Annotated in this window: 16 protein-coding genes; 11 read left to right on the top strand and 5 right to left on the bottom strand. The window is 70.0% G+C overall.

Annotation, left to right across the window (positions count from 1 at the left end):
* Positions 1 to 46 precede the first annotated feature (46 nt).
* From CEF10_RS00545 to CEF10_RS00565, 5 genes are all read left to right on the top strand, one after another.
* Positions 47 to 1,363, top strand: coding sequence for a glutamine synthetase family protein (locus CEF10_RS00545; RefSeq protein ID WP_101065977.1), 1,317 nt, complete (start codon positions 47 to 49; stop codon positions 1,361 to 1,363).
* Between the two features lie 86 nt (positions 1,364 to 1,449).
* On the top strand, positions 1,450 to 2,127 hold the full coding sequence (locus tag CEF10_RS00550) for a type 1 glutamine amidotransferase (protein WP_101065421.1): 678 nt from the start codon (positions 1,450 to 1,452) through the stop codon (positions 2,125 to 2,127).
* Positions 2,127 to 3,485 carry a glutamine synthetase family protein gene (locus CEF10_RS00555; RefSeq protein ID WP_101065980.1) on the top strand — a complete coding sequence of 453 codons (1,359 nt, stop codon included), beginning with the start codon at positions 2,127 to 2,129 and terminating at the stop codon, positions 3,483 to 3,485. Before CEF10_RS00550 ends, CEF10_RS00555 begins: the two co-directional genes overlap by 1 nt.
* A 68-nt stretch (positions 3,486 to 3,553) precedes the next feature.
* Positions 3,554 to 4,858 (top strand): NAD(P)/FAD-dependent oxidoreductase, encoded by a 1,305-nt coding sequence (locus CEF10_RS00560; RefSeq protein ID WP_101065422.1) that lies wholly within the window; start codon positions 3,554 to 3,556, stop codon positions 4,856 to 4,858.
* Between the two features lie 125 nt (positions 4,859 to 4,983).
* Positions 4,984 to 6,195 carry a DegT/DnrJ/EryC1/StrS family aminotransferase gene (locus CEF10_RS00565; RefSeq protein ID WP_101065423.1) on the top strand — a complete coding sequence of 404 codons (1,212 nt, stop codon included), beginning with the start codon at positions 4,984 to 4,986 and terminating at the stop codon, positions 6,193 to 6,195.
* A 17-nt stretch (positions 6,196 to 6,212) separates the two neighbouring features.
* Here the strand turns inward: CEF10_RS00565 and CEF10_RS00570 are convergent, their stop codons facing one another.
* The 3 genes from CEF10_RS00570 to CEF10_RS00580 form a co-directional block, all read right to left on the bottom strand.
* Positions 6,213 to 7,268 (bottom strand): DUF2235 domain-containing protein, encoded by a 1,056-nt coding sequence (locus tag CEF10_RS00570; protein WP_101065424.1) that lies wholly within the window; start codon positions 7,266 to 7,268, stop codon positions 6,213 to 6,215.
* A complete protein-coding gene (locus tag CEF10_RS00575; protein ID WP_101065425.1) occupies positions 7,246 to 9,543 on the bottom strand; it encodes a xanthine dehydrogenase family protein molybdopterin-binding subunit in 2,298 nt (765 codons plus the stop codon). The genes CEF10_RS00570 and CEF10_RS00575 overlap by 23 nt, the downstream gene beginning before the upstream one ends.
* Positions 9,544 to 9,615: 72 nt before the next feature.
* Positions 9,616 to 10,743 (bottom strand): type III PLP-dependent enzyme, encoded by a 1,128-nt coding sequence (locus CEF10_RS00580; protein ID WP_101065426.1) that lies wholly within the window; start codon positions 10,741 to 10,743, stop codon positions 9,616 to 9,618.
* A gap of 109 nt (positions 10,744 to 10,852) precedes the next feature.
* Here CEF10_RS00580 and CEF10_RS00585 point away from each other — a divergent pair, with 109 nt between their 5' ends.
* From CEF10_RS00585 to CEF10_RS00605, 5 genes are all read left to right on the top strand, one after another.
* A complete protein-coding gene (locus CEF10_RS00585) occupies positions 10,853 to 11,284 on the top strand; it encodes an Lrp/AsnC family transcriptional regulator (protein ID WP_101065982.1) in 432 nt (143 codons plus the stop codon).
* Positions 11,285 to 11,437: 153 nt separating this feature from the next.
* The gene (locus tag CEF10_RS00590; protein ID WP_101065427.1) at positions 11,438 to 14,302 is read left to right on the top strand and encodes a valine--tRNA ligase; all 2,865 of its coding nucleotides are present in this window, start codon (positions 11,438 to 11,440) and stop codon (positions 14,300 to 14,302) included.
* Positions 14,303 to 14,305: 3 nt separating this feature from the next.
* Positions 14,306 to 15,499 carry an MFS transporter gene (locus CEF10_RS00595; RefSeq protein ID WP_101065428.1) on the top strand — a complete coding sequence of 398 codons (1,194 nt, stop codon included), beginning with the start codon at positions 14,306 to 14,308 and terminating at the stop codon, positions 15,497 to 15,499.
* 52 nt (positions 15,500 to 15,551) lie between these two features.
* A complete protein-coding gene (locus CEF10_RS00600) occupies positions 15,552 to 16,658 on the top strand; it encodes a pyridoxal phosphate-dependent aminotransferase (RefSeq protein WP_101065429.1) in 1,107 nt (368 codons plus the stop codon).
* A 56-nt stretch (positions 16,659 to 16,714) separates the two neighbouring features.
* Positions 16,715 to 16,894, top strand: a complete 180-nt coding sequence (locus CEF10_RS00605; RefSeq protein WP_101065430.1) for a hypothetical protein — start codon at positions 16,715 to 16,717, stop codon at positions 16,892 to 16,894.
* 5 nt (positions 16,895 to 16,899) lie between these two features.
* Here CEF10_RS00605 and CEF10_RS00610 read toward each other — a convergent pair whose 3' ends face one another.
* Positions 16,900 to 18,102, bottom strand: coding sequence for a pyridoxal-phosphate-dependent aminotransferase family protein (locus CEF10_RS00610; protein ID WP_101065431.1), 1,203 nt, complete (start codon positions 18,100 to 18,102; stop codon positions 16,900 to 16,902).
* Between the two features lie 157 nt (positions 18,103 to 18,259).
* On the opposite strand from CEF10_RS00610, the gene CEF10_RS00615 reads away from it, so the two are divergent.
* The gene (locus tag CEF10_RS00615) at positions 18,260 to 18,943 is read left to right on the top strand and encodes a fused DSP-PTPase phosphatase/NAD kinase-like protein (protein ID WP_101065432.1); all 684 of its coding nucleotides are present in this window, start codon (positions 18,260 to 18,262) and stop codon (positions 18,941 to 18,943) included.
* A gap of 3 nt (positions 18,944 to 18,946) precedes the next feature.
* Here CEF10_RS00615 and CEF10_RS00620 read toward each other — a convergent pair whose 3' ends face one another.
* Complete coding sequence (locus tag CEF10_RS00620; protein WP_101065433.1) at positions 18,947 to 19,618, bottom strand: TIGR04283 family arsenosugar biosynthesis glycosyltransferase; 672 nt, start codon at positions 19,616 to 19,618, stop codon at positions 18,947 to 18,949.
* Between the last annotated feature and the right edge of the window lie 43 nt (positions 19,619 to 19,661).

Here is a 19,661-nt window from a genome sequence, read left to right on the forward strand (position 1 = left end):
GCAACGCATGCCTAGGCTGTGCGCCGACCCAACCGCCGCCGTGACCATGGACCTGCACGATCATACCACCTTCCGCGTTGCCGCGAGCGACCTCAACGGCCAGATGCGCGGCAAGCGCGTGCCCGGCAGCTACGCGGCGAAGCTCGACGCCGGCGCGGTTCGGATGCCGCTATCGGCCCTCAACGTCGACATCCACGGCGCCGACATCGCGGATAGCCCGCTGGTGTTCGAGTCCGGGGATGCCGATGGCGTGCTGCGCCCGACCGGCCGCGGGCCGGTGCCGATGCCCTGGCTGGATGGCGCGCAGCCGCTCGTGCCCATGACCATGTACACCGATGATGGCGCGCCGTTCGATGGCGACCCGCGCCACGCGCTGGAGTCGGTGCTCGCCCGCTACGCCGCGCGGGGCTGGCGCGTCGTCGCCGCGACCGAGCTGGAGTTCACCCTCGTCGACGACAGCGGCGACCGGCTTGCCCACCCGCGCGACCCGCGCCACGGCCGACGCCTGGAGGCGCCCGAGATCCTGTCCTGCACCCAGCTCGACACCTTCGACGCCTTTCTCGACGCGCTCTACGAGGGCTGCGCGGCCATGGGCATCGCGGCACAGACGGCCATCTGCGAATCCGGCGTGGGCCAGTTCGAGATCACGCTGCATCACCAGGACGCGCTGCGCGCCGCCGACGACACCTGGCTGTTCAAGGCGCTGATCAAGGGGCTGGCGCGCCGGCACGGGCTGGCCGCCACCTTCATGGCCAAGCCCTTTGCCGAGGACGCGGGCAACGGGCTGCACCTGCATTTCTCCGTGCTCGACGCCGACGGCGGCAACGTGTTCGACAACGGCGGGGCCGAGGGCACGCCGGTTCTGCACGCCGCGGTGGCAGGCTGCCTTGCAGCAATGCCCGCCTCCACGCTGGTCTTCGCGCCGCACGCCAACAGCTACACGCGGCTGGTTCCCGGCGCGCATGCGCCCACGGGGGCCTGCTGGGCACATGACAACCGGACGGTGGCGGTCCGCATCCCCGGAGGCGCCCCCGTCGCCCGGCGGATCGAACACCGTGCGGCGGGGGGCGACACCAACCCCTACCTGGTATTCTCCGCCATCCTTGGCGCTGCGATCACCGGTGTGGAGCGGGAATTGACGCCTCCGCCGCCGCTGACCGGCAACGCCTACGCGCAAGAGATGCCGCGGCTGGCCGCCGATTGGGCGACCGCCACGGAGCGGTTCGAAACGGACGAGGCGATCGCGGATATCTTCGCGCCCGGGATGATCCGTAACCTCGTGATGACCAAGCGGCAGGAGATGCGGGTGATGGCCCGGATCCCGGCCGATGAGCACTGGAAGACCTACCTGGACACGGTATGATCCCCCCCGGAACCGCGCGCCGTCGCGGGCCTTGCCGAGGACAGGCGGCTCAGGTAGCCTGAATTTGATCAAATCATGGGGCATTCATGAAAATCGGCATTCTGCAGACCGGCCACGCGCCCGACGCCGCACGGGAAAAGCTGGGTGACTACGATGCCATGTTCGCACGCCTGCTGGACGGGCACGGCTTCACCTTCGACACCTACAACGTCGTGGACGGCGAGTTTCCCGACGGCCCGCAGGCCGCCGATGGCTGGCTGATCACCGGGTCCAGGCACGGCGCCTACGAGGACCACCCGTGGATCCCGCCGCTGGAGCGGTTCATCCGCGAGGTCCACGGCACCGGGCAGCCGATGGTGGGCGTGTGCTTTGGCCACCAGATCATCGCGCAGGCGATGGGCGGCACCGTCGAGAAATATTCCGGTGGCTGGTCCGTGGGCCGCCAGACCTACGAGATCGAGGGGCGCGAGATGGCGCTCAACGCCTGGCACCAGGACCAGATCACCGTCCTGCCAGAGGGTGCCCGGATCGTGGGCCACAACGATTTCTGCGCCTACGCCGCGCTGCTCTACGACGACCGGATCTACACCGTGCAGCCGCATCCCGAGTTCACCGCCGATATGATCGACACGCTGATCCGTCACCGCGGCGCGGGGATTGTTCCCGAGGCGCAGTTGCGCGACGCGGCCGCGCAGCTCGACGCACCAACCGAGGGCGGCACCATCGGCGAGCGCATCGCCGATTTCTTCAAGCGGAGGGCATGATGGCCGACTGGAAGGACAATCTGCCCGACGCGGCGCGCAGCTACCTCGAGGGGCGACGTCTGGACGAGGTCGAATGCATCATCGCCGACCTGCCCGGCATTGCCCGCGGCAAGGCCATGCCGGCCAGCAAGTTCGCCCGGCAGGGGCATTTCCACCTGCCGGACTCGATCTTCTTCCAGACGATCACCGGAGACTGGGCCGAGGCCGCGTCGGACGAAGGGTTCATCGAACGCGACATGATCCTGACGCCGGACATGGCCACGGCGACCGCCGCGCCCTGGACGGGCGACTGGACGCTGCAGGTCATCCACAACGCGACCGACCGCGAGGGCACGCCGATCCCGTTCTGTCCGCGCAACGTGCTCAAGCGGGTGGTGAACCTCTACCACGACCGCGGGCTGAAGCCGGTGGTCGCGCCCGAGATGGAATTCTTTCTCGTGGCGCGCAACACCGACCCGGCGCAGGAGATCGAGCCGATGATGGGCCGCTCGGGCCGGCCGGCGGCGGCCCGGCAGGCCTATTCCATGACGGCCGTTGACGAATACGGCCCCGTGATCGACGACATCTACGACTTCGCCGAGGCGCAGGGCTTCGAGATCGACGGCATCACGCAGGAGGGCGGCGCAGGCCAGGTCGAGATCAACCTGCGCCACGGCAACCCCGTCAAGCTGGCCGACGAGGTGTTCTACTTCAAGCGGCTGATCCGCGAGGCCGCGATGCGCCACGACTGCTTTGCCACCTTCATGGCCAAGCCGATCGAGGAGGAACCCGGCAGTTCGATGCACCTCCATCACTCGCTGATGGACCTCGAGAGCGGTCAGAACGTCTTTGCCGGCCCGCAGGGGGGCGAGACGGACATGTTCTACCATTTCATCGGCGGGCTGCAGCGGCACCTGCCCTCGGCGATCGCGGTGTTCGCGCCCTACGTCAATTCGTACCGTCGCTACGTCAAGGACAATGCGGCGCCCATCAACCTGGCCTGGGCGCGCGACAACCGCACCACCGGCATCCGCATCCCGCTGTCGCCGCCCGAGTCGCGCCGGGTGGAGAACCGCCTGGCGGGCATGGACTGCAACCCCTACCTCGGGATCGCGGCGAGCCTGGCCTGCGGCCTTCTCGGGCTGACCGAACAGATCCGGCCCGAACCGCAATTCAAGGGTGATGCCTACGCCGGCGAGGCCGATATCCCCCGCGGGCTGGGCATCGCGCTCGACCAGTTCGACGCGGCCCACGCGCTGCACGGGTTGCTGGGGCCGGAATTCGCGCGCGTCTATTCCATCGTCAAGCGGACCGAGTACGACGAGTTCCTGCAGGTGATCTCGCCGTGGGAGCGCGAACACCTGCTGCTCAACGTCTGAACCGGCGTTTCGGCCGCGCCCCGGCGCCGCGCGGCCTACGGCGAGGAAATCCGGAGCAAGAAGAAGAGATGGACCTGCTCTACGCCAACGATCGCCCCGGCGAATACCCCGACAGCTGGTATGCCGCCACCGTGACGCCCCCCGCCCCCCGCCAGCCGCTGCGGGGCGAGGCGCGGGCAGACGTCTGCGTGGTGGGCGCGGGGTATACGGGGCTTTCGGCGGCGCTGCACCTGGCAGAGCGGGGTCACGATGTCGTGGTGGTCGAGGCGCACCGCGCTGGCTTCGGTGCCTCGGGGCGCAACGGCGGTCAGCTGGGCACCGGCCAGCGGATGGAGCAGGAAAGCCTGGAACGGCTCGTCGGCCCCGACGATGCCGCCAAGCTCTGGGCTCTGGCCGAGGAGGCCAAGGCGCTGGTGCGCGACCTGGTGGCACGCCACGCCATCGACTGCCGCCTGACCGATGGCATCGCGCACGCCTGTTTCAACCGCGGCGAGGCGGCCGAGGAACATGCGCACGCGGATTTCCTGGCCGACCGCTACGGCTATGACAGGATCCGCAAGCTCGACACCGAAGCGCTGGCCGCGCTGTGCCCCTCGCCCGCCTATCGCGGCGGCACGCTGGACATGGGCGCGGGTCACCTGCACCCCCTGGCCTATGCCCTGGGGCTGGCGCGCGCGGCCGAGACGGCGGGCGCGCGGATCCACGAGGGCACGCGCGTGCATGACATCGACCACGGCACACCGGCCGTGGTGCACACCGACGGCGGCCGGGTTCGGGCCGACCACGTCATCCTGGCCTGCAACGGCTACCTCGGCGGCCTCGAGGGCCGCGTGGCCGAGCGGGTGATGCCCATCAACAACTTCATTGCCGCCACCGAGCCGCTCGGCGCCGAGGTGTCACGTGTGCTGACCCGCGACATCGCCGTGGCCGACAGCAAGTTCGTCATCAACTACTTCCGGCTCAGCGACGACGGCCGGCTCCTGTTCGGCGGCGGCGAAAGCTACGGCTACCGGTTCCCGCGTGACATCGCGGCGACCGTGCGCAAGCCCATGCTGAAGATATTCCCGCACCTGTCGGAGGCGCGCATCGATTACGCCTGGGGCGGAACGCTGGCGATCACGATGAAGCGGATGCCCTTCCTCGCGCGGCTGGCGACGAACGTGTTGTCGGCCTCGGGGTATTCGGGGCACGGCGTGGGCACCGCGACGCATGCCGGCAAGCTGATGGCCGACGCGATCGGCGGTGCGGCCGAAGGCTTCGACACGCTCGCGCGGGTGCCCGCACCCGCGTTCCCCGGCGGGCGGGCGCTGCGCACGCCCTTGCTGGTGCTGGCGATGACATGGTTCGCGCTGCGCGACCGGCTCGGTCACTAGATCCGACACGGATGCCACGATTTGATGCCGCGGTCCGTAGCCGCGGCATTTTTTCATGGATTTCATACTTCGGACATATTAGTCCTTCAGGAAAGCCGAAAGCGAGTTTCAGGAAAGCCGAAGACATGACGCCCACCCCCAATGTCTACGACGCCGAACCGATCCCCGAGGCCGCGCGCGCGGAAATCGACTGCATGCTGCAATCGGGCGACCTGTTCCGTTACACCGCGCCCGAGAACGCGCCGGTCACCCTGCTGGAGCGGGAGTTCGCCGAGGCCCTCGGCAGCCGCTACGCGCTGGCGGTGTCGTCCTGCTCGGCCGCGTTGTTCCTGTCGCTCAAGGCGCTGGGGCTGCCGCGCGACGCGCGGGTCCTGATCCCGGGCTTCACCTTCGCGGCGGTGCCGTCCTCGGTGGTGCACGCCGATTGCGTGCCGGTGCTGTGCGAGGTTGGCGACAATTACCGCATCGACCTGGCCGATTTCGAGGCACGGCTCGACGACGGCATCCATGCCGTCATCATCAGCCACATGCGCGGCCACACCAGCGACATGGACGCGATCATGGGCCTGTGCGACCAACGCGGGATCCCCGTCATCGAGGACGCCGCCCATTCGCTGGGCACCAGATGGCATGGGCGCAACATCGGAACCATCGGGCGCGTGGGGTGCTTCAGCTTCCAGTCCTACAAGCTTGTGAACGCGGGCGAAGGCGGGATCATGATCACCGACGACGCCGAGCTGGTCGCGCGCGCGGTCATCATGTCGGGCGCCTACGAGCACAACTGGCGCAAGCACTTCACCGGCGACGACGCCGCGCTGGATGCCGCCTTCGGGCGCTGGCAGAACCGGCTGCCGCTCTACAATCTGAGGATGAACAACCTGTCGGCGGCGATCATCCGGCCCCAGCTGGCCGAGATCCCGCGCCGCGTGCGCGACGGCCGCGCCAACCACGACTACGTGGCCGACCGGCTCAACGCCTCGCCCTGGCTGCATGTGCCGGCGAAGCTGGGCCCGGAAGAGCGCGCGCCGGACTCGATCCAGTTCAACCTGGTGGGCCTGTCCGAGGACGAAACCCGCGCCTTCGCGGCCGCCGCCGCCGAGCGCGGCACCAAGGTGCAGGTGTTCGGCCTGTCGGCCGACAACGCGCGCGCCTTCTGGAACTGGAAATTCATCCCCGGCGGCACGCCGGAGCTGCCCAGGACCCGCGCCATGCTGATGAAGGCCTGCGATGCCCGCCTGCCCGCCCGGCTGACACGGCCCGAGCTGGACACGATCGCCGACGCGCTGATCATGGCCGCCGAGGACGTGATGGGCCAGCCGCGCGCCTACGGCACCTGACACCGGCCGGGGGCCGGTCAGACGGCGGCCTCCAGCCCCGGCACCTCGCGGTGTGCAACGGTGTGGTGCAGCCGTTCCGACGGATCCTGCCCCATCACGCGCGCCCGGCGCAGCCAGAAGATCTTGCCCCACCCGCGCCAGGTTCCCACCGACGGCGCGTCCGGGTCGGTCACGTAACGCGCGCGCCAGCCCTCGGGCAGGCGCAGGCCGCATTCCTCGGACCGCTCCAGCATCCAGACAAGCGGGATATTGGCCAGCGGGCGGGCCGGTTCGAACCCGGAAAGCTGGCCGCCCACGTCGCCGTGCGTGCCGCGGAACCACACCTGCTCCACCCGGCCGTTGAAGTCCGGCGGGCAATCCCAGAGCACCGGTTCGAAGACCTGTCGCGTCTCGTCCAGCCCCAGCGCGTGGAACCCGTGGCAGATCGTCGGGCCAAGGCGGTGGTTGTGGAAGGCGTGCGCCTTTTCCGTCCAGCGCCAGGCCACCGGCAGGCGCAGCCCCAGCGCCTTCACCGTGTCCCACACGCCCACCATCTCCACGGGCGCGGCCTCGTGGCAATAGGCGCGCCGGAACGCCTTGGCCGCCGGGCTTCCGGCCGTGGCCTGGTAATGGCGATAGGCAAACCGCACGTTGCGTTCCGTCGCGTGCTCGGCGCGCAGCAGGCCGACCCGGTCGATCACCCCCGCAAGCGAACGCACCGCGTAGGCGCCGCGCGAATACCCCAGCAGGAAGATCATGTCGCCCGCCCGGTAGCGGCTGGCGAGATACCCGTAGGCCCGCCGGATCTGCCGGTTCAGCCCGCGGCCCGCGATCACGTCGGGTGTCGAGCGCCAGTCCTGCCACTGCAGGCCGGCCTCGTAGTAGACCGACAGGTCGGTGCCGGCCGTTTCCGAGATCAGCTTGTAGGCCAGCCCGGCGTTGCTTTCGCAGCCCGGCTCCAGCGAGGACATGGTTCCGTCGAGGACCAGCACATGGGTGACCTGCCCGCGGGCGTGCGTGAAGCTGCTGCGTCGGCGGCGCGTGCTCGGCCGGAAGAGGCTCCGGAGCGTTCTAGTCCACTGCGGCCATCGCATCGGTCAGCATCTTCCATACGCGGTGCGGCGTGAACGGCATGTCCGCCTGCCGGACGCCGCGCGCCCGGAGCGCATCGGCCACGGCGTTGGCGGTGGCGGCCATGGCGCCCACGGTTCCCGCCTCGCCGCAGCCCTTCATGCCCATCACGTTGGCCGTCGAGGGCACCGGTTCGGTCTCGAAGGTGATCATGGGGACATCCTGCGCCCGCGGCATCGCGTAGTCCATGAAACTCGCCGTGAGCAGCTGGCCATCCTCGTCGTGGGCCACGCGTTCGGTCAGCGCCTGCCCGATGCCCTGCACCACGCCGCCGTGCACCTGCCCGGCCACCAGCATCGGATTGATCATGTTGCCGAAATCGTCGACCACCGTGTAGCGGTCAAGCGTGACCTGCCCGGTCTCGGGGTCCACCTCCACCTCGGCGACATGTGCGCCGTTGGGATACGACCGCCCCGGCAGCGTGTCCGTTTCCTCGTGCACCAAAAGGTCGGTGCGGCCGTCCGCGCGGGCCATCTCGGCGGCCTCAAGCAGCGTGGGCGTCATGTTCGAGCCCGGCGCGCGGAAGGTCGTGTCGTCGAACGACACCGCGCCCGCGTCCACGCCCATCTTCTCGGCGAGGTAGGGCGTGAAGGCCTCGACCATCGTCGCGATCGTCGCCAGCGTGGCGTTGTTCTGTGTGGTGACCGAGCGCGATCCGCCCGTGCCGCCGCCCTTGGCAATCGCATCGCTGTCGCCCTGGACCACGCGGATCCGGTCCACGGGAATGCCCGTCTGGTCCGACAGGAACTGCGCGTAAACGCTTTCGTGGCCCTGCCCGTTGCTCTGCGTGCCCACGAAGATGGAGGCGGTTCCGTCGTCGTTGAATTCGACCTTCGTTGTCTCGGTCGGGTTCCCCAGGATCGCCTCGATGTAATAGCACAGGCCGATCCCGCGCAGGCACCCGCGCGCGGCGCTCGCGTCGCGCCGGGCCGCGAAGCCCGCCCGGTCCGCGGCACGCTCGGCATGATCCAGCACGCGGGCGAAATCGCCCACGTCATAGGTCTCGCCCGTGGCGGAGTCGTAGGGGAACCTGTCCCGCGGAATGAAGTTGCGGCGGCGCAGCTCCCACGGGTCCACATCCAGCTCGCGCGCGGCGTGGTCCATCAGCCGCTCGAGGGCATAGATCGCTTCGGGCCGGCCGGCGCCGCGGTAGGCGTCGACCTGCGTCGTATTGGTGAAGAAGCCCTCGACGTGCTGGTGGACGGTCCGGATGTCGTAGACGCCCGGCAGCACCTTGGAAAAGAACACCGTCTGGATCATCTGCGCGGCGGCGCTGTTGTAGGCCCCGAGGTTGCAGCGCGTGTCCACGCGGTAGGCGGTGATCCGGTGTTCGGCGTCGAAAGCCATCGCGACCTCGTGCTCCAGGTCGCGACCGGCATTGTCCGACAGCATGGATTCGCCGCGCTCGGCCATCCAGTGCACCGGACGGCCCAGCGCGCGGGCGGCATGACCGACCAGGAAGGTCTCCGGGTAGGCCATCGCCTTCATGCCGAAGCCGCCTCCCACGTCCGGCGTGGTCACGCGGATGTCGCCCGCGTCCATGTTCAGGATGCGCGCGGCGTTGCTCTTGGTGCCCCAGACCCCCTGCCCGTTGACCGCGATGTGCAGCCGGCCGTCCTGCATCTCGGCGTAGCTGCCGCGCGGCTCCATCGAGTTGGCGATGATCCGGTTGTCGTGCAGCGGCATGCGCACGACGTGCGCGGCCTCGGCGAAGGCCGCCGCGCAGGCGTCCTCGTCACCCAGCGCCCAGTCGAAGGCGCGGTTCTCCGGCGCCTCCTCGTGCAGCGGCTCGCCCCCCGGCGCCAGGTCCATGTGCGCCGGCAGCTCGTCGTAGTCCATCTCGATCAACTCGGCGGCGTCCTTGGCCTGCGCGAGCGTCTCGGCCACGACCATCGCCACCGCCTCGCCCACGAAACGCAGCCGGTCCTCGGCCAGCAGCGGCCGGCGCGGGGCCGCGCCCTTGGTGCCGTCGCGGTTGTCGACCACCGCCGCGCCAAGCCCCTCGGTCACCCCGGCGCGTGCCAGATCCTCCGCGGTCAGCACCAGGTGCACGCCGGGCGCCGCGCGCGCCTCGGACGCGTCGAGCGTCGTCAGCCGCGCGTGCCCCACGGGCGCGCGCACCACATGGGCATGCAGCGCGCCCTCCGGCGCGATGTCGTCAAGGTATCGACCGTGGCCCGTCAGGAACCGGATGTCCTCGGTGCGCACGGCCGGCTGGGCCCGGCCGAATTTTTCCATGGTCTGTCCCCTCGCACGTCCGCTTTCGACGGCGAGCCTAATCCGCCGCGCGCCAGTGTCCAGACCAAGTTGTCACAGCCTGTCCACCGTCACCGGCCCCTGCGGGCGATACCCGTTGAACCCGGTGGCCAGGCTCCGGGCGTAGGCGCCCATGCCCGAGAACAGCACGTAATCGCCTTCGGCCACGTCCCCGGGCAGCGACAACGGCCCGGGCAGCCGGTCGAGGCTGTCGCACGTCGGCCCGAAGACCGTGCGCGGCGCGGCCGTGCCGGACCGGGGCGTGCCGTCGGGCGCCAGCACGCGGAAACGGCCGGGCGCGCCCACGTCGCGCGCCTCGGCCAAGGCACCGTAGATCCCGTCGTTGAGAAACAGCGCCCCGCACTCCCGCACGGCCTTGACGCGCGTGGCCAACACGACCGCCTCGGCCACCATCGCGCGGCCCGGCTCGCAGACCAGCGCCGGGGGATGCGCGCCGAAGGCGCGTCCCGTCTCGGCCGAGACCCGCGCGAAGATGCGTTCGAGGTCGGGCGCGTCACCCGACCGATGCGCGGCGAAGCCGCCGCCAACGTTGAGCCGCGCGATCCGCACGCCGGCCGTGCGCGCCACATCCGCACACGCGTTGATGTAACTCGCCCAGGCGTCCGGGTCGGCGCATTGCGTGCCGGGGTGGAACGTCATGGCCGGGGTGAAGCCGCGCGCGGCCACCTCGGCCAGCAGGACGGCCGCGGCCCCGGGCCCCGCGCCGAACTTGTCGCCGAAATCATAGGCCGCGCCCGCGACCGGCAGCGCCAGGCGCACCGCGATCTCGGTGCCCGGGTCCAGCCCCTCAAGCTTGTCCAGTTCCGCCCGGCAATCGACGGACCACGAGGCGACACCGTGCGCCCGCGCTGCCGCGATCTCGTCGCGCGAGCGCACCGGGTTGTTGTAGTGCAGCGCCGCGTCCGGGCAGGCCGCGCGGACGGCCGCCATCTCGGCCGGGCTTGCCACGTCGAAGGCACGCACGCCGGCGGCCACGAGGTTGTCCAGCACCGCCGGCTCCGGGTTGGCCTTGACCGCGTATGTGACGAGGCCGTCGAACCCCTGCATGAACCGCCGCGCCGTGGCCTGAAGGACGGCCGGGCTGAAATAGAGCGTGGCCGCGTCGGGCCGGGCGCGCCGAAGGTGGGTCGCCGGGTCGGGCCAGGTGGGGATCTCGCGCATTGTGATGCCTCGTTGCTCGTTTTCCTCAAGCTTGCCAACAATGAGCGTCGATTCCGCGTGGCATTTCGGCTATACTGCCCGCCAGTTTCGGCGCATCGCAGGGTCAATGATGCAAATCGACGATACCGACCGCGCCCTCCTGGACCTTCTGCGCCAAAACGCCCGGACGCCCGTGGCCACGCTCGCGCGGCGGCTGGGGCTGGCGCGCACCACGGTGCAGGCACGCATGGACCGGCTGGAGGAGGCCGGGGTGATCGCGGGTTATACCCTGCGGCTGGGCGGGGACATGCGCGCGCCGCTGCGCGCCACCGCGCTGGTATCGATCGAACCGCGCAGCGGGCCGGCGGTGCTCGACCGGCTGAAGACGCTGCCGGCGGTGCGGCGGGTGCACACGACCTCGGGGCGGTTCGACCTGATCGTCACGCTGGAGGCGGAGACGACGCAGGCGCTCGACGACACGCTCGACCGCATCGGCGAGGCGCGCGGCGTGAAGGGATCGGAAAGCCTGATCCACCTCGCCACGAAACTCGACCGGGGCTGACCGGCTGCACCGTGCGAGGGGCGCCGCCCCTCGCGCTCCCCGGAGTATTTCAAGCAAGATGAAGGGGCGCGGGCCACGGCATACCGGCTTTCACTTGGCCGGCACATTCGCTAAGGGGAGCGAACACGCTTGCAAGCACGGGACCAGCGACAGATGGCGATGGACAAGACCTTCAACGCGGCCGAGGCCGAGGGCCGCCTCTACGACGCCTGGGAAAAGGCCGGCTGCTTCGCCGCCGGCGCGAACGCACGGCCCGGCGCGCCCAGCTACTGCATCATGATCCCGCCGCCCAATGTGACCGGCAGCCTGCACATGGGACACGCCTTCAACAACACGCTGCAGGACATCCTGATCCGCTGGCACCGGATGCGGGGCTTCGACACGCTCTGGCAGCCGGGGCAGGACCACGCGGGCATCGCCACGCAGATGGTGGTGGAACGCAAGCTGGCCGAGGACGGCGAGCCGTCGCGCCGCGAGATGGGGCGCGAGGCGTTCGTCGAGAAGGTCTGGGAGTGGAAGAAGCACTCCGGCGGGACGATCATCAACCAGCTCAAGCGGCTGGGCGCCTCCTGCGACTGGTCGCGCAACGCCTTCACCATGTCCGGCGCGCCGGGCGCGCCCGAGGGCGAGGAGGGCAATTTCCACGATGCCGTGATCAAGGTCTTCGTGGACATGTACCACAAGGGCCAGATCTATCGCGGCAAGCGGCTGGTCAACTGGGACCCGCATTTCGAGACGGCGATTTCCGACCTCGAGGTCGAGAACGTGGAGACGCCGGGCGCGATGTGGCACTTCAAGTACCCGCTGGCCGGCGGCGAGACCTACACCTACGTCGAGCGCGACGCGGACGGCAACGTCGTGCTGGAGGAGGAGCGCGACTACATCTCGATCGCCACCACCCGCCCCGAGACGATGCTGGGCGACGGCGCGGTGGCGGTGCACCCGTCGGATGAGCGTTACGCGCCGATCGTCGGCAAGCTGTGCGAGATCCCGGTCGGCCCGAAGGCGCAGCGCCGCCTGATCCCGATCATCACCGACGACTACCCCGACCCCGAGTTCGGCTCGGGCGCGGTGAAGATCACCGGCGCGCATGATTTAAACGACTACGCCGTCGCCGCGCGCGGGGGCATCCCGATGTACCGGCTGATGGACACGCGCGCGCACATGCGCGACGACGGCGCGCCCTACGCCGAGGCCGCGGCCCGCGCGCAGGAGATCGCCGAGGGCGCCGGCTTCACCGAGGCCGAGGTCGACGCGCTGAACCTGGTGCCCGACGACCTGCGCGGGCTGGACCGGTTCACCGCGCGCGACAAGGTGGTCGAGCAGATCACCGCCGAAGGGCTGGCCGTCATGACCGAAACGGACGACGGCGATACGGTGCCGCTGGTGGAACGCAAGCCGATCATGCAGCCCTTCGGGGACCGATCCAAGGTCGTGATCGAGCCGATGCTCACCGACCAGTGGTTCGTGGACACCGACAGGATCGTCGGCCCGGCGATCGACGCGGTCCGCTCGGGCGAGGTGCGGATCATGCCGGACCAGGATCGCAAGGTATACCTGCACTGGCTGGAGAACATCGAGCCCTGGTGCATCTCGCGCCAGCTGTGGTGGGGGCACCGCATCCCGGTTTGGTACGACGCCGACGGCAACCAGTACTGCGCCTTTTCCGAGGAGGAGGCACGGGAAATGGCACCGGGCAAGACCCTGACACGCGACCCCGACGTGCTCGACACCTGGTTCTCGTCCGGGCTCTGGCCCATCGGCACGCTGGGCTGGCCCGAGGACACCGAGGAACTGCGCCGGTATTTCCCCACCTCGACGCTGGTCACGGGCTTCGACATCATCTTCTTCTGGGTCGCCCGGATGATGATGATGCAATACGCCGTGGTCGGGCAGAAACCGTTTTCGGATGTCTACGTTCATGCCCTTGTCCGCGACGAGAAGGGCAAGAAGATGTCGAAGTCCCTGGGCAACGTGCTCGACCCGATCGAGCTGATCGAGGAGTACGGCGCCGACGCTGTCCGCTTCACGCTGACGGCCATGGCGGCGATGGGCCGCGACCTCAAGCTTTCGCCGCAACGCATTGCCGGCTATCGCAATTTCGGCACCAAGCTGTGGAACGCGGCGCGCTTTGCGGAGATGAACGGCGCCACCGGCAGCGACGGACGGCTGCCCGCGGCCACGCATACCGTCAACCGCTGGATCCTGGGCGAGACCGCCCGCGTGCGCGAGGAGGTCGACGCCGCGCTGGGCGCCTACCGGTTCAACGACGCGGCCAATGCGCTCTACGCCTTCGTCTGGGGCAAGGTCTGCGACTGGTACGTCGAGTTCTCCAAGCCGCTGCTGATGGATGGCGACGCCGCGGCCCGGGCGGAAACGCAAGCCTGCATGGCCTGGGTGATCGACCAGTGCCTTGTCATGCTTCACCCCATCATGCCCTTCATCACCGAGGAACTGTGGGGCCTGCTGGGCACCCGCGACACCATGCTGGTGCACGCCGACTGGCCCGGGCACACCGCCGCCGGGCTGGCCGACCCGGAGGCCGACCGCGAGATGACCTGGGTCATCAGCCTGATCGAGAACATCCGCTCGGCCCGCGCGCAGGTGCATGTGCCCGCCGGCCTTTACGTGCCGGTTCTGGTCACCGAACTCGATGCCGCCGGCCAGGCCGCCTGGGAGAGCAACGCGGCGCTTATCAAGCGGCTGGCGCGGATCGACAGCATCGAGCGCGTGGACTCCCTGCCCAGGGGCTGCATCACCGTGGCCGTCGAGGGCGGCAGCTTCGGCCTGCCGGTGGCCGATCTGATCGACGTGGCCGAGGAAAAGGCGCGGCTGGAAAAGACGCTGGGCAAGCTGGAAAAGGAAATGGGCGGGCTGCGCGGGCGGCTCGACAACCCCAAGTTCCTGCAAAGCGCGCCCGAGGACGTGGTCGAGGAGGCGCGCGAGAACCTCGCCGTCAAGGAGGACGAGGCCGCGCGCCTGCGCGCCGCGCTGGAGCGGCTGGCCGAACTGGGCTGACGCTTGGCACGCAAGGGCACCTTCGAGCGCGCCGACGCGATGATCTATTTCGGCGGGCTCACGGCACTGACCGCGATCTCGGTCGACATCGTGCTGCCCGCCACCGGGGTGGTGGCGCGCGATTTCGGCACGCGGGAATCGCTGGGCGCGCTGCTCGTGGGCAGCTATTTCATCGCCTACGCCGTCGGGCAGCTTTTCTGGGGCGTTTTCTCGGACGCCTTCGGGCGCAAGCGTGCGCTGGTGGTCAGCCTCGGGCTTTTCACGCTGGCCAGCGCCGCCTGCGCGCTGGCGCCGGGTTTCGGCTTCCTGGTGGCGATGCGCGCGGTGCAGGGGCTGGTGGGCGGCACGCCGGTCATCGCGCGGGCCATGGTGCGCGACGTGACCCATGGCAACCAGGCCGCGCGCATCCTTGCCGTGCTTTCGGCGATCCTGACGATCGCCACGCTGATCGCGCCGGTGATCGGCTCGGGGCTGCTGGTGCTGTTCGAATGGCAGGCGATGTTCTGGGCTCTGGCCCTGATGGGGTTGGCGTTCCTCGCCTACACGCTGGTGTTCATCGACGAAACCGCCGGCCAGCGCCGCCCCGAGCGGTTCTCGCTGCGGTTCGTCGTGCAGGCCTCGCGGAAGCTGCTGGCGATGCCGGCGTTCCTCGTGCCGATGGCGTTCGGCAGCCTGTCTTTCGCCGGCTACGCGGCGATCCTGTCGGTGGGCGCGGTGCTGACAGAAACGGTCTATGCCGTGGCACCGACGGCCTTCGGCTCGCTCTTCGCGCTGGCCGCGCTGTCGAACACCGCCGGCGCGATGCTGCTGCGGCGGATGCTGCGGGGCGTGCAGGCGCCGCGGATGGCGATGATGTCGGTCGCGTTCCTGGGGCTTGCCGGCGCGGTCTCGCTGGTTTCGGCGGTCGTCACCCCCTCGCTGCCCGTGTTCTGGGGCGTCGTCTGCCTTTACGTCATGGCGTTCGGGATGGTGCTGCCGATCTCGATCGCGCTGGCCATGGACCCCGCGGGCGAGATGCCCGGCTTTGCCACCTCGCTCATGGGGGCGGCGCAGATGGGCGGTGGCGCCGTCGGCGCGGGGCTGGCCACGCTTCTGTTCGACGGCACGCACCGGGCGATCCCGGTGACGATGGCGCTGTTCGCCGCGCTGGCGGTTCTGGTCCTTTTCCTCGGCCGCAGGGTCCTGACAGCTTCCTGAGCGCCCGCGCGACCCGCTTGCACCGGGCCGGCGAAAGGCTTTATCTCGCCCCATGACCGGTCCGCGCTATACCCCGCTCGTCCAATCGCTGCCCGCCAACGTGCCGTTCGTGGGCCCCGAGGAACAGGAACGCGCGCGCGGCGCGCCCTTCGCGGCGCGGATGGGCGCCAACGAAAGCGTCTTCGGCCCATCGCCCAAGGCGGTCGAGGCCATGCAGGCCGAGGCCCGCGAGATCTGGAAATACGGCGACCCCGGCAGCCATGACCTGCGCGCCGCGCTGGCCGATCACATGGGCGTGGCCCCCGAGAACGTGCTGGTGGGCGAGGGGATCGACGGGCTTCTGGGCTATCTCGTGCGGTTGCTGATCGCGCCGGGCGACGCGGTGGTCACCTCCGACGGGGCCTATCCCACCTTCAACTACCACGTCACCGGATTCGGCGGCTCGCTGCACAAGGTGCCCTACCGCGACGACCGCGAGGACCTGGCCGCGCTGATCGCCAAGGCCGCCGAGGTGGACGCCAAGCTGGTCTATTTCGCCAATCCCGACAACCCGATGGGCAGCTGGCACGACGGCAACACCGTCACGGCCGCGCTGGACGACCTGCCCGAGGGCTGCCTGCTGCTGCTCGACGAGGCCTATGTGGAATTCGCCCCTGACGGCACGGCGCCGCGCCTGTCCTCCGACGATCGCCGGGTGATCCGGATGCGCACCTTTTCCAAGGCCTACGGCATGGCCGGGGCGCGGATCGGCTATGCCGTCGGCGCGCCGGGGCTGATCCGCAGTTTCGACAAGATCCGCAACCACTTCGGCATGAACCGCATGGCGCAGGCAGGCGCGCTGGCGGCGCTGCACGACGCCGGGTGGCTGGCCCACGTCCAGGCCGAGGTGGGCCGCGCGCGCGACGGCATCGCGCGCATCGCGCGGGAAAACGGGCTGACAGCCCTTCCGTCGGCCACCAATTTCGTTGCCGTCGATTGCGGCGGCGACGGCGATTTCGCACGCCGGGTGCTGGCCGCGCTGGTGGCGCGCGGCATCTTCGTGCGCATGCCCTTCGTCGCCCCGCAGGACCGTTGCATCCGCGTCAGCTGCGGCCGCCCCGAGGACCTGCAGGCGCTGGCCGACGCGCTGCCCGGCGCATTGGCGGAAGCACGCGGGTAACGCCGCCGTCAGCAGTTTTCACCTGACGCGCGGGCGATCCGCGTTACACTGGGGTCATGCGACGTGGAAACCGGCCCGCCGCCCCCGACTACACCAGTGCCGCGCTGGTGATGGGGCTGGTGAACCTGCTGTGGATCTTCTTCGTGCTCCGGGCCGTGTTCGGTCTCTGGGCGGTGCTTGTCGCGGGGATCGTCCTCGACAAGGCGATCAGCCGAATCGGCCGCCGCCGGCGCTGAGCGCCTCAGTCCCGGCCGCCGCTGATGACCGCCGCGGCGGCGTCGAGCGCGCCGGCCCCGTGCGGGATGCCCAGTGCCTCCATGCCCGCCTGGACCGAGCCCAGCATCCCCAGCACCATGTGCGGGTTCACGTGCCCCATGTGCCCCATGCGGAAGAAGCCGTGCCAGGCCGGGTCGCCCGGATCGGCCATGCCCAGCCCGATGCCCAGGGTCACCCCCGCCTCGCCGGCCACCCAGTCGCGCAGCCGCGTTCCGTCGGGCGGGTCGAGCCGCAGCGCCGTCACCGCGTGGCTGCGATGCGCCGGCGTGCCGAGGTTGAGCGCCAGCGGCCCGCCCTGCCCCCAGGCATCGCAGGCCGCCCAGATCGCGCGCGCCAGCCGCGCGTGACGCTCCCAGATCGGCTCGAGCCCCTCGCCCTTGATCATGTCCAGCGCCGCGCGCAGGCCGAACAGGTGATGGGTAGGGGCCGTGCCGCCGAAATACTGGTAGAACATCTCGGGATCAGCGCGCGGCCCCCAGTCCCAGTAGCGGCTGACGCGCGGCATCCCTGCCCGGGCCGCCGCGGCCTTGTCGTTGAAGAAAACGAAGCCCAGGCCTGGCGGCACCATCAATCCCTTCTGGCTGGCGGCCACGGTCACGTCGACGCCCCAGGCGTCCATCTCGAACCGGTCGCAGGCCAGCGAGGCGATGCAATCGGCCATCAGCAGCGCGGGGTGCCCGGCCGCGTCGATCGCCGCGCGCACGCCCTTAAGGTCGTTGCGCACCGAGGTCGCGGTATCGACATGCGTGGCCAGCACCGCCTTGATGTCGCGGGCCGTGTCGGCGCGCAGCGCGGCCTCCAGCCGGTCGGGGTCCACCGGCGCCTGCTTGCCGAAATCGAGGATCTGCGGCGCCACCCCCACGCCCCGGGCGATGTCGGCCCAGCCGTGCCCGAAACGGCCCGTGGCAGGCACCAGCACCTTGTCGCCCGGCGCCAGCACGTTGGCCAGTGCCGCTTCCCACGCGCCGTGGCCGTTGGAAATGTAGATCGCCACGTGGCCCTCGGTGCGCGCCACATGCGCCAGATCCGGGATCAACCCGGACGTCATCTCGATCAGTTCGCCCTCGTAGATGTTGGGCGCGGCGCGATGCATGGCGCGCAGCACCGCGTCGGGCATCACCGAGGGGCCGGGAATGGCCAGATAGGGGCGTCCGCCGGCGTGGCTCATGGCGTCTCTCGCGGATTGGGGTGGTCGGTGCCGTGCACTCTACCGGGCCGCCGCGTGGCGTCAATGCGCCCCGCCCCGCTTGCCTTGGTCGCCGCGCCCGCCTATGTCGGGGCGACCGCGCCACGCCGGCGCGACATCACCACAAGCCGGGCCTTGCATGACGCCGTTCAAACGCATCGGAGACTGGGAACGCCGCCTGCGTGCCCACTACAACACCGACCTGTCGACGCCCGAGAACCGGCGCCGCGCTCATATCTACAACCTTTGGTTCGATCACGCGGTCCTGCGCAAGGTCTGGACGAACTTCGGCGAGGTCGCGCCGGGCGTCTACCGCTCCAACCAGCCGACCCACGAACGCTTCGTCAAGCTCCGGGACATGGGGGTGCGCTCGGTGCTGAACCTGCGCGGGGCAGCCGGCGCGGCGCATTACCTGGTGGAGGAGGAAAGCTGCCGCGCGCTGGGGCTCGCGCTGGTCAACACCACGCTGCATGCGCGCTATGCCGCGCCGCCCGAGGACATACAGGCCGTTCTCGACGCCTTCCGCCGGATCGAGAGACCCTTCGTCATGCACTGCAAGTCCGGCGCGGACCGGGCGGGGTTCGCCGCGGCGCTCTACCGCCTGGTGATCGAGGGGCGCCCGATGGCCGAGGCGCGCGAGATGCTCAGCGCACGCTACATCCACTTCCGCTGGACGCGCACGGGCGTGCTCGATCACATCCTCGATCTTTACGAGGCACGCAACGCCCAACGCCCCATCGACTTCGAGGCATGGATCGCCCGCGAATACGACCGGGACGCGGCGCAGCAGAGTTTCGAGGCACGGGGCCGGCGCCTGTTCTGACCCTCAGTAGCGGCCCGCCAGCCGCTCCGGGTCCGCCCCGGCGAGGTAACGCAGCAGCAGCGCGAGGTTGCGCAGCCCCCGCCGTGTCCAGCCCTGTGCGGCGTAACGCGCGGCAGAGGTGCGCACCCGGCCCGGCAACATCCGCGGGCGCGGGCGCAAGCGGCGGACCAGCGCCACGTCCTCCATCAGCGGGATCGCATCGAACCCGCCGGCGGCGTCGTAATCGGCGCGTGAAACCAGAAGCCCCTGGTCGCCGTAGGGCAGGCCGAACAACGCCGTGCGCAGGTTCGCCCAGCCCGCCACCAACCGGGGCGCCAGCCCGCGGGCGTCGAACCCCAGCCGGAAACATGCCGGATGCCCGCGCGCCATCTGCGCCTGCACCAGATCGGGCCAGTCGCCCGGCAAGCGGGTGTCGGCATGCAGGAACAGCAGCCAGTCGCCCCGAGCGGCGTCCGCGCCCCGACGAAGCTGCCCCCCGCGGCCCGGCGAACCCGTCACCAACTCGGCCCCGGCCGCTTCGGCAATGGCGGCGGTGGCATCGGACGAGCCGCCATCGGTGATGATCAACTCACGGATGATCCCCGCCTCCAGCCCCGGCCCCAGCGCGTGCAGGCAGCCGCGCAGGCCGTCTTCGGCATCGAGCGTCGGGATCACGATCGACAGTGGCGCGCGCATTCATCACCCCCTGTTGCCGCCCGTGACATGACATATATTACGC

It is taken from the genome of Roseovarius salinarum (assembly GCF_002834145.1).
GTDB classification, from domain to species: Bacteria; Pseudomonadota; Alphaproteobacteria; order Rhodobacterales; family Rhodobacteraceae; genus Roseovarius; species Roseovarius salinarum.

Coding starts and splice junctions, on each gene's coding strand:
- CEF10_RS00585 (WP_101065982.1), top strand. CDS start 10,853: ATGCAAATCGACGATACCGACCGCGCCCTCCTGGACCTTCTGCGCCAA.
- CEF10_RS00600 (WP_101065429.1), top strand. CDS start 15,552: ATGACCGGTCCGCGCTATACCCCGCTCGTCCAATCGCTGCCCGCCAAC.
- CEF10_RS00560 (WP_101065422.1), top strand. CDS start 3,554: ATGGACCTGCTCTACGCCAACGATCGCCCCGGCGAATACCCCGACAGC.
- CEF10_RS00545 (WP_101065977.1), top strand. CDS start 47: ATGGACCTGCACGATCATACCACCTTCCGCGTTGCCGCGAGCGACCTC.
- CEF10_RS00610 (WP_101065431.1), bottom strand. CDS start 18,102: ATGAGCCACGCCGGCGGACGCCCCTATCTGGCCATTCCCGGCCCCTCG.
- CEF10_RS00615 (WP_101065432.1), top strand. CDS start 18,260: ATGACGCCGTTCAAACGCATCGGAGACTGGGAACGCCGCCTGCGTGCC.
- CEF10_RS00620 (WP_101065433.1), bottom strand. CDS start 19,618: ATGCGCGCGCCACTGTCGATCGTGATCCCGACGCTCGATGCCGAAGAC.
- CEF10_RS00575 (WP_101065425.1), bottom strand. CDS start 9,543: ATGGAAAAATTCGGCCGGGCCCAGCCGGCCGTGCGCACCGAGGACATC.
- CEF10_RS00570 (WP_101065424.1), bottom strand. CDS start 7,268: ATGCGATGGCCGCAGTGGACTAGAACGCTCCGGAGCCTCTTCCGGCCG.
- CEF10_RS00555 (WP_101065980.1), top strand. CDS start 2,127: ATGGCCGACTGGAAGGACAATCTGCCCGACGCGGCGCGCAGCTACCTC.
- CEF10_RS00565 (WP_101065423.1), top strand. CDS start 4,984: ATGACGCCCACCCCCAATGTCTACGACGCCGAACCGATCCCCGAGGCC.
- CEF10_RS00590 (WP_101065427.1), top strand. CDS start 11,438: ATGGCGATGGACAAGACCTTCAACGCGGCCGAGGCCGAGGGCCGCCTC.
- CEF10_RS00580 (WP_101065426.1), bottom strand. CDS start 10,743: ATGCGCGAGATCCCCACCTGGCCCGACCCGGCGACCCACCTTCGGCGC.
- CEF10_RS00605 (WP_101065430.1), top strand. CDS start 16,715: ATGCGACGTGGAAACCGGCCCGCCGCCCCCGACTACACCAGTGCCGCG.
- CEF10_RS00550 (WP_101065421.1), top strand. CDS start 1,450: ATGAAAATCGGCATTCTGCAGACCGGCCACGCGCCCGACGCCGCACGG.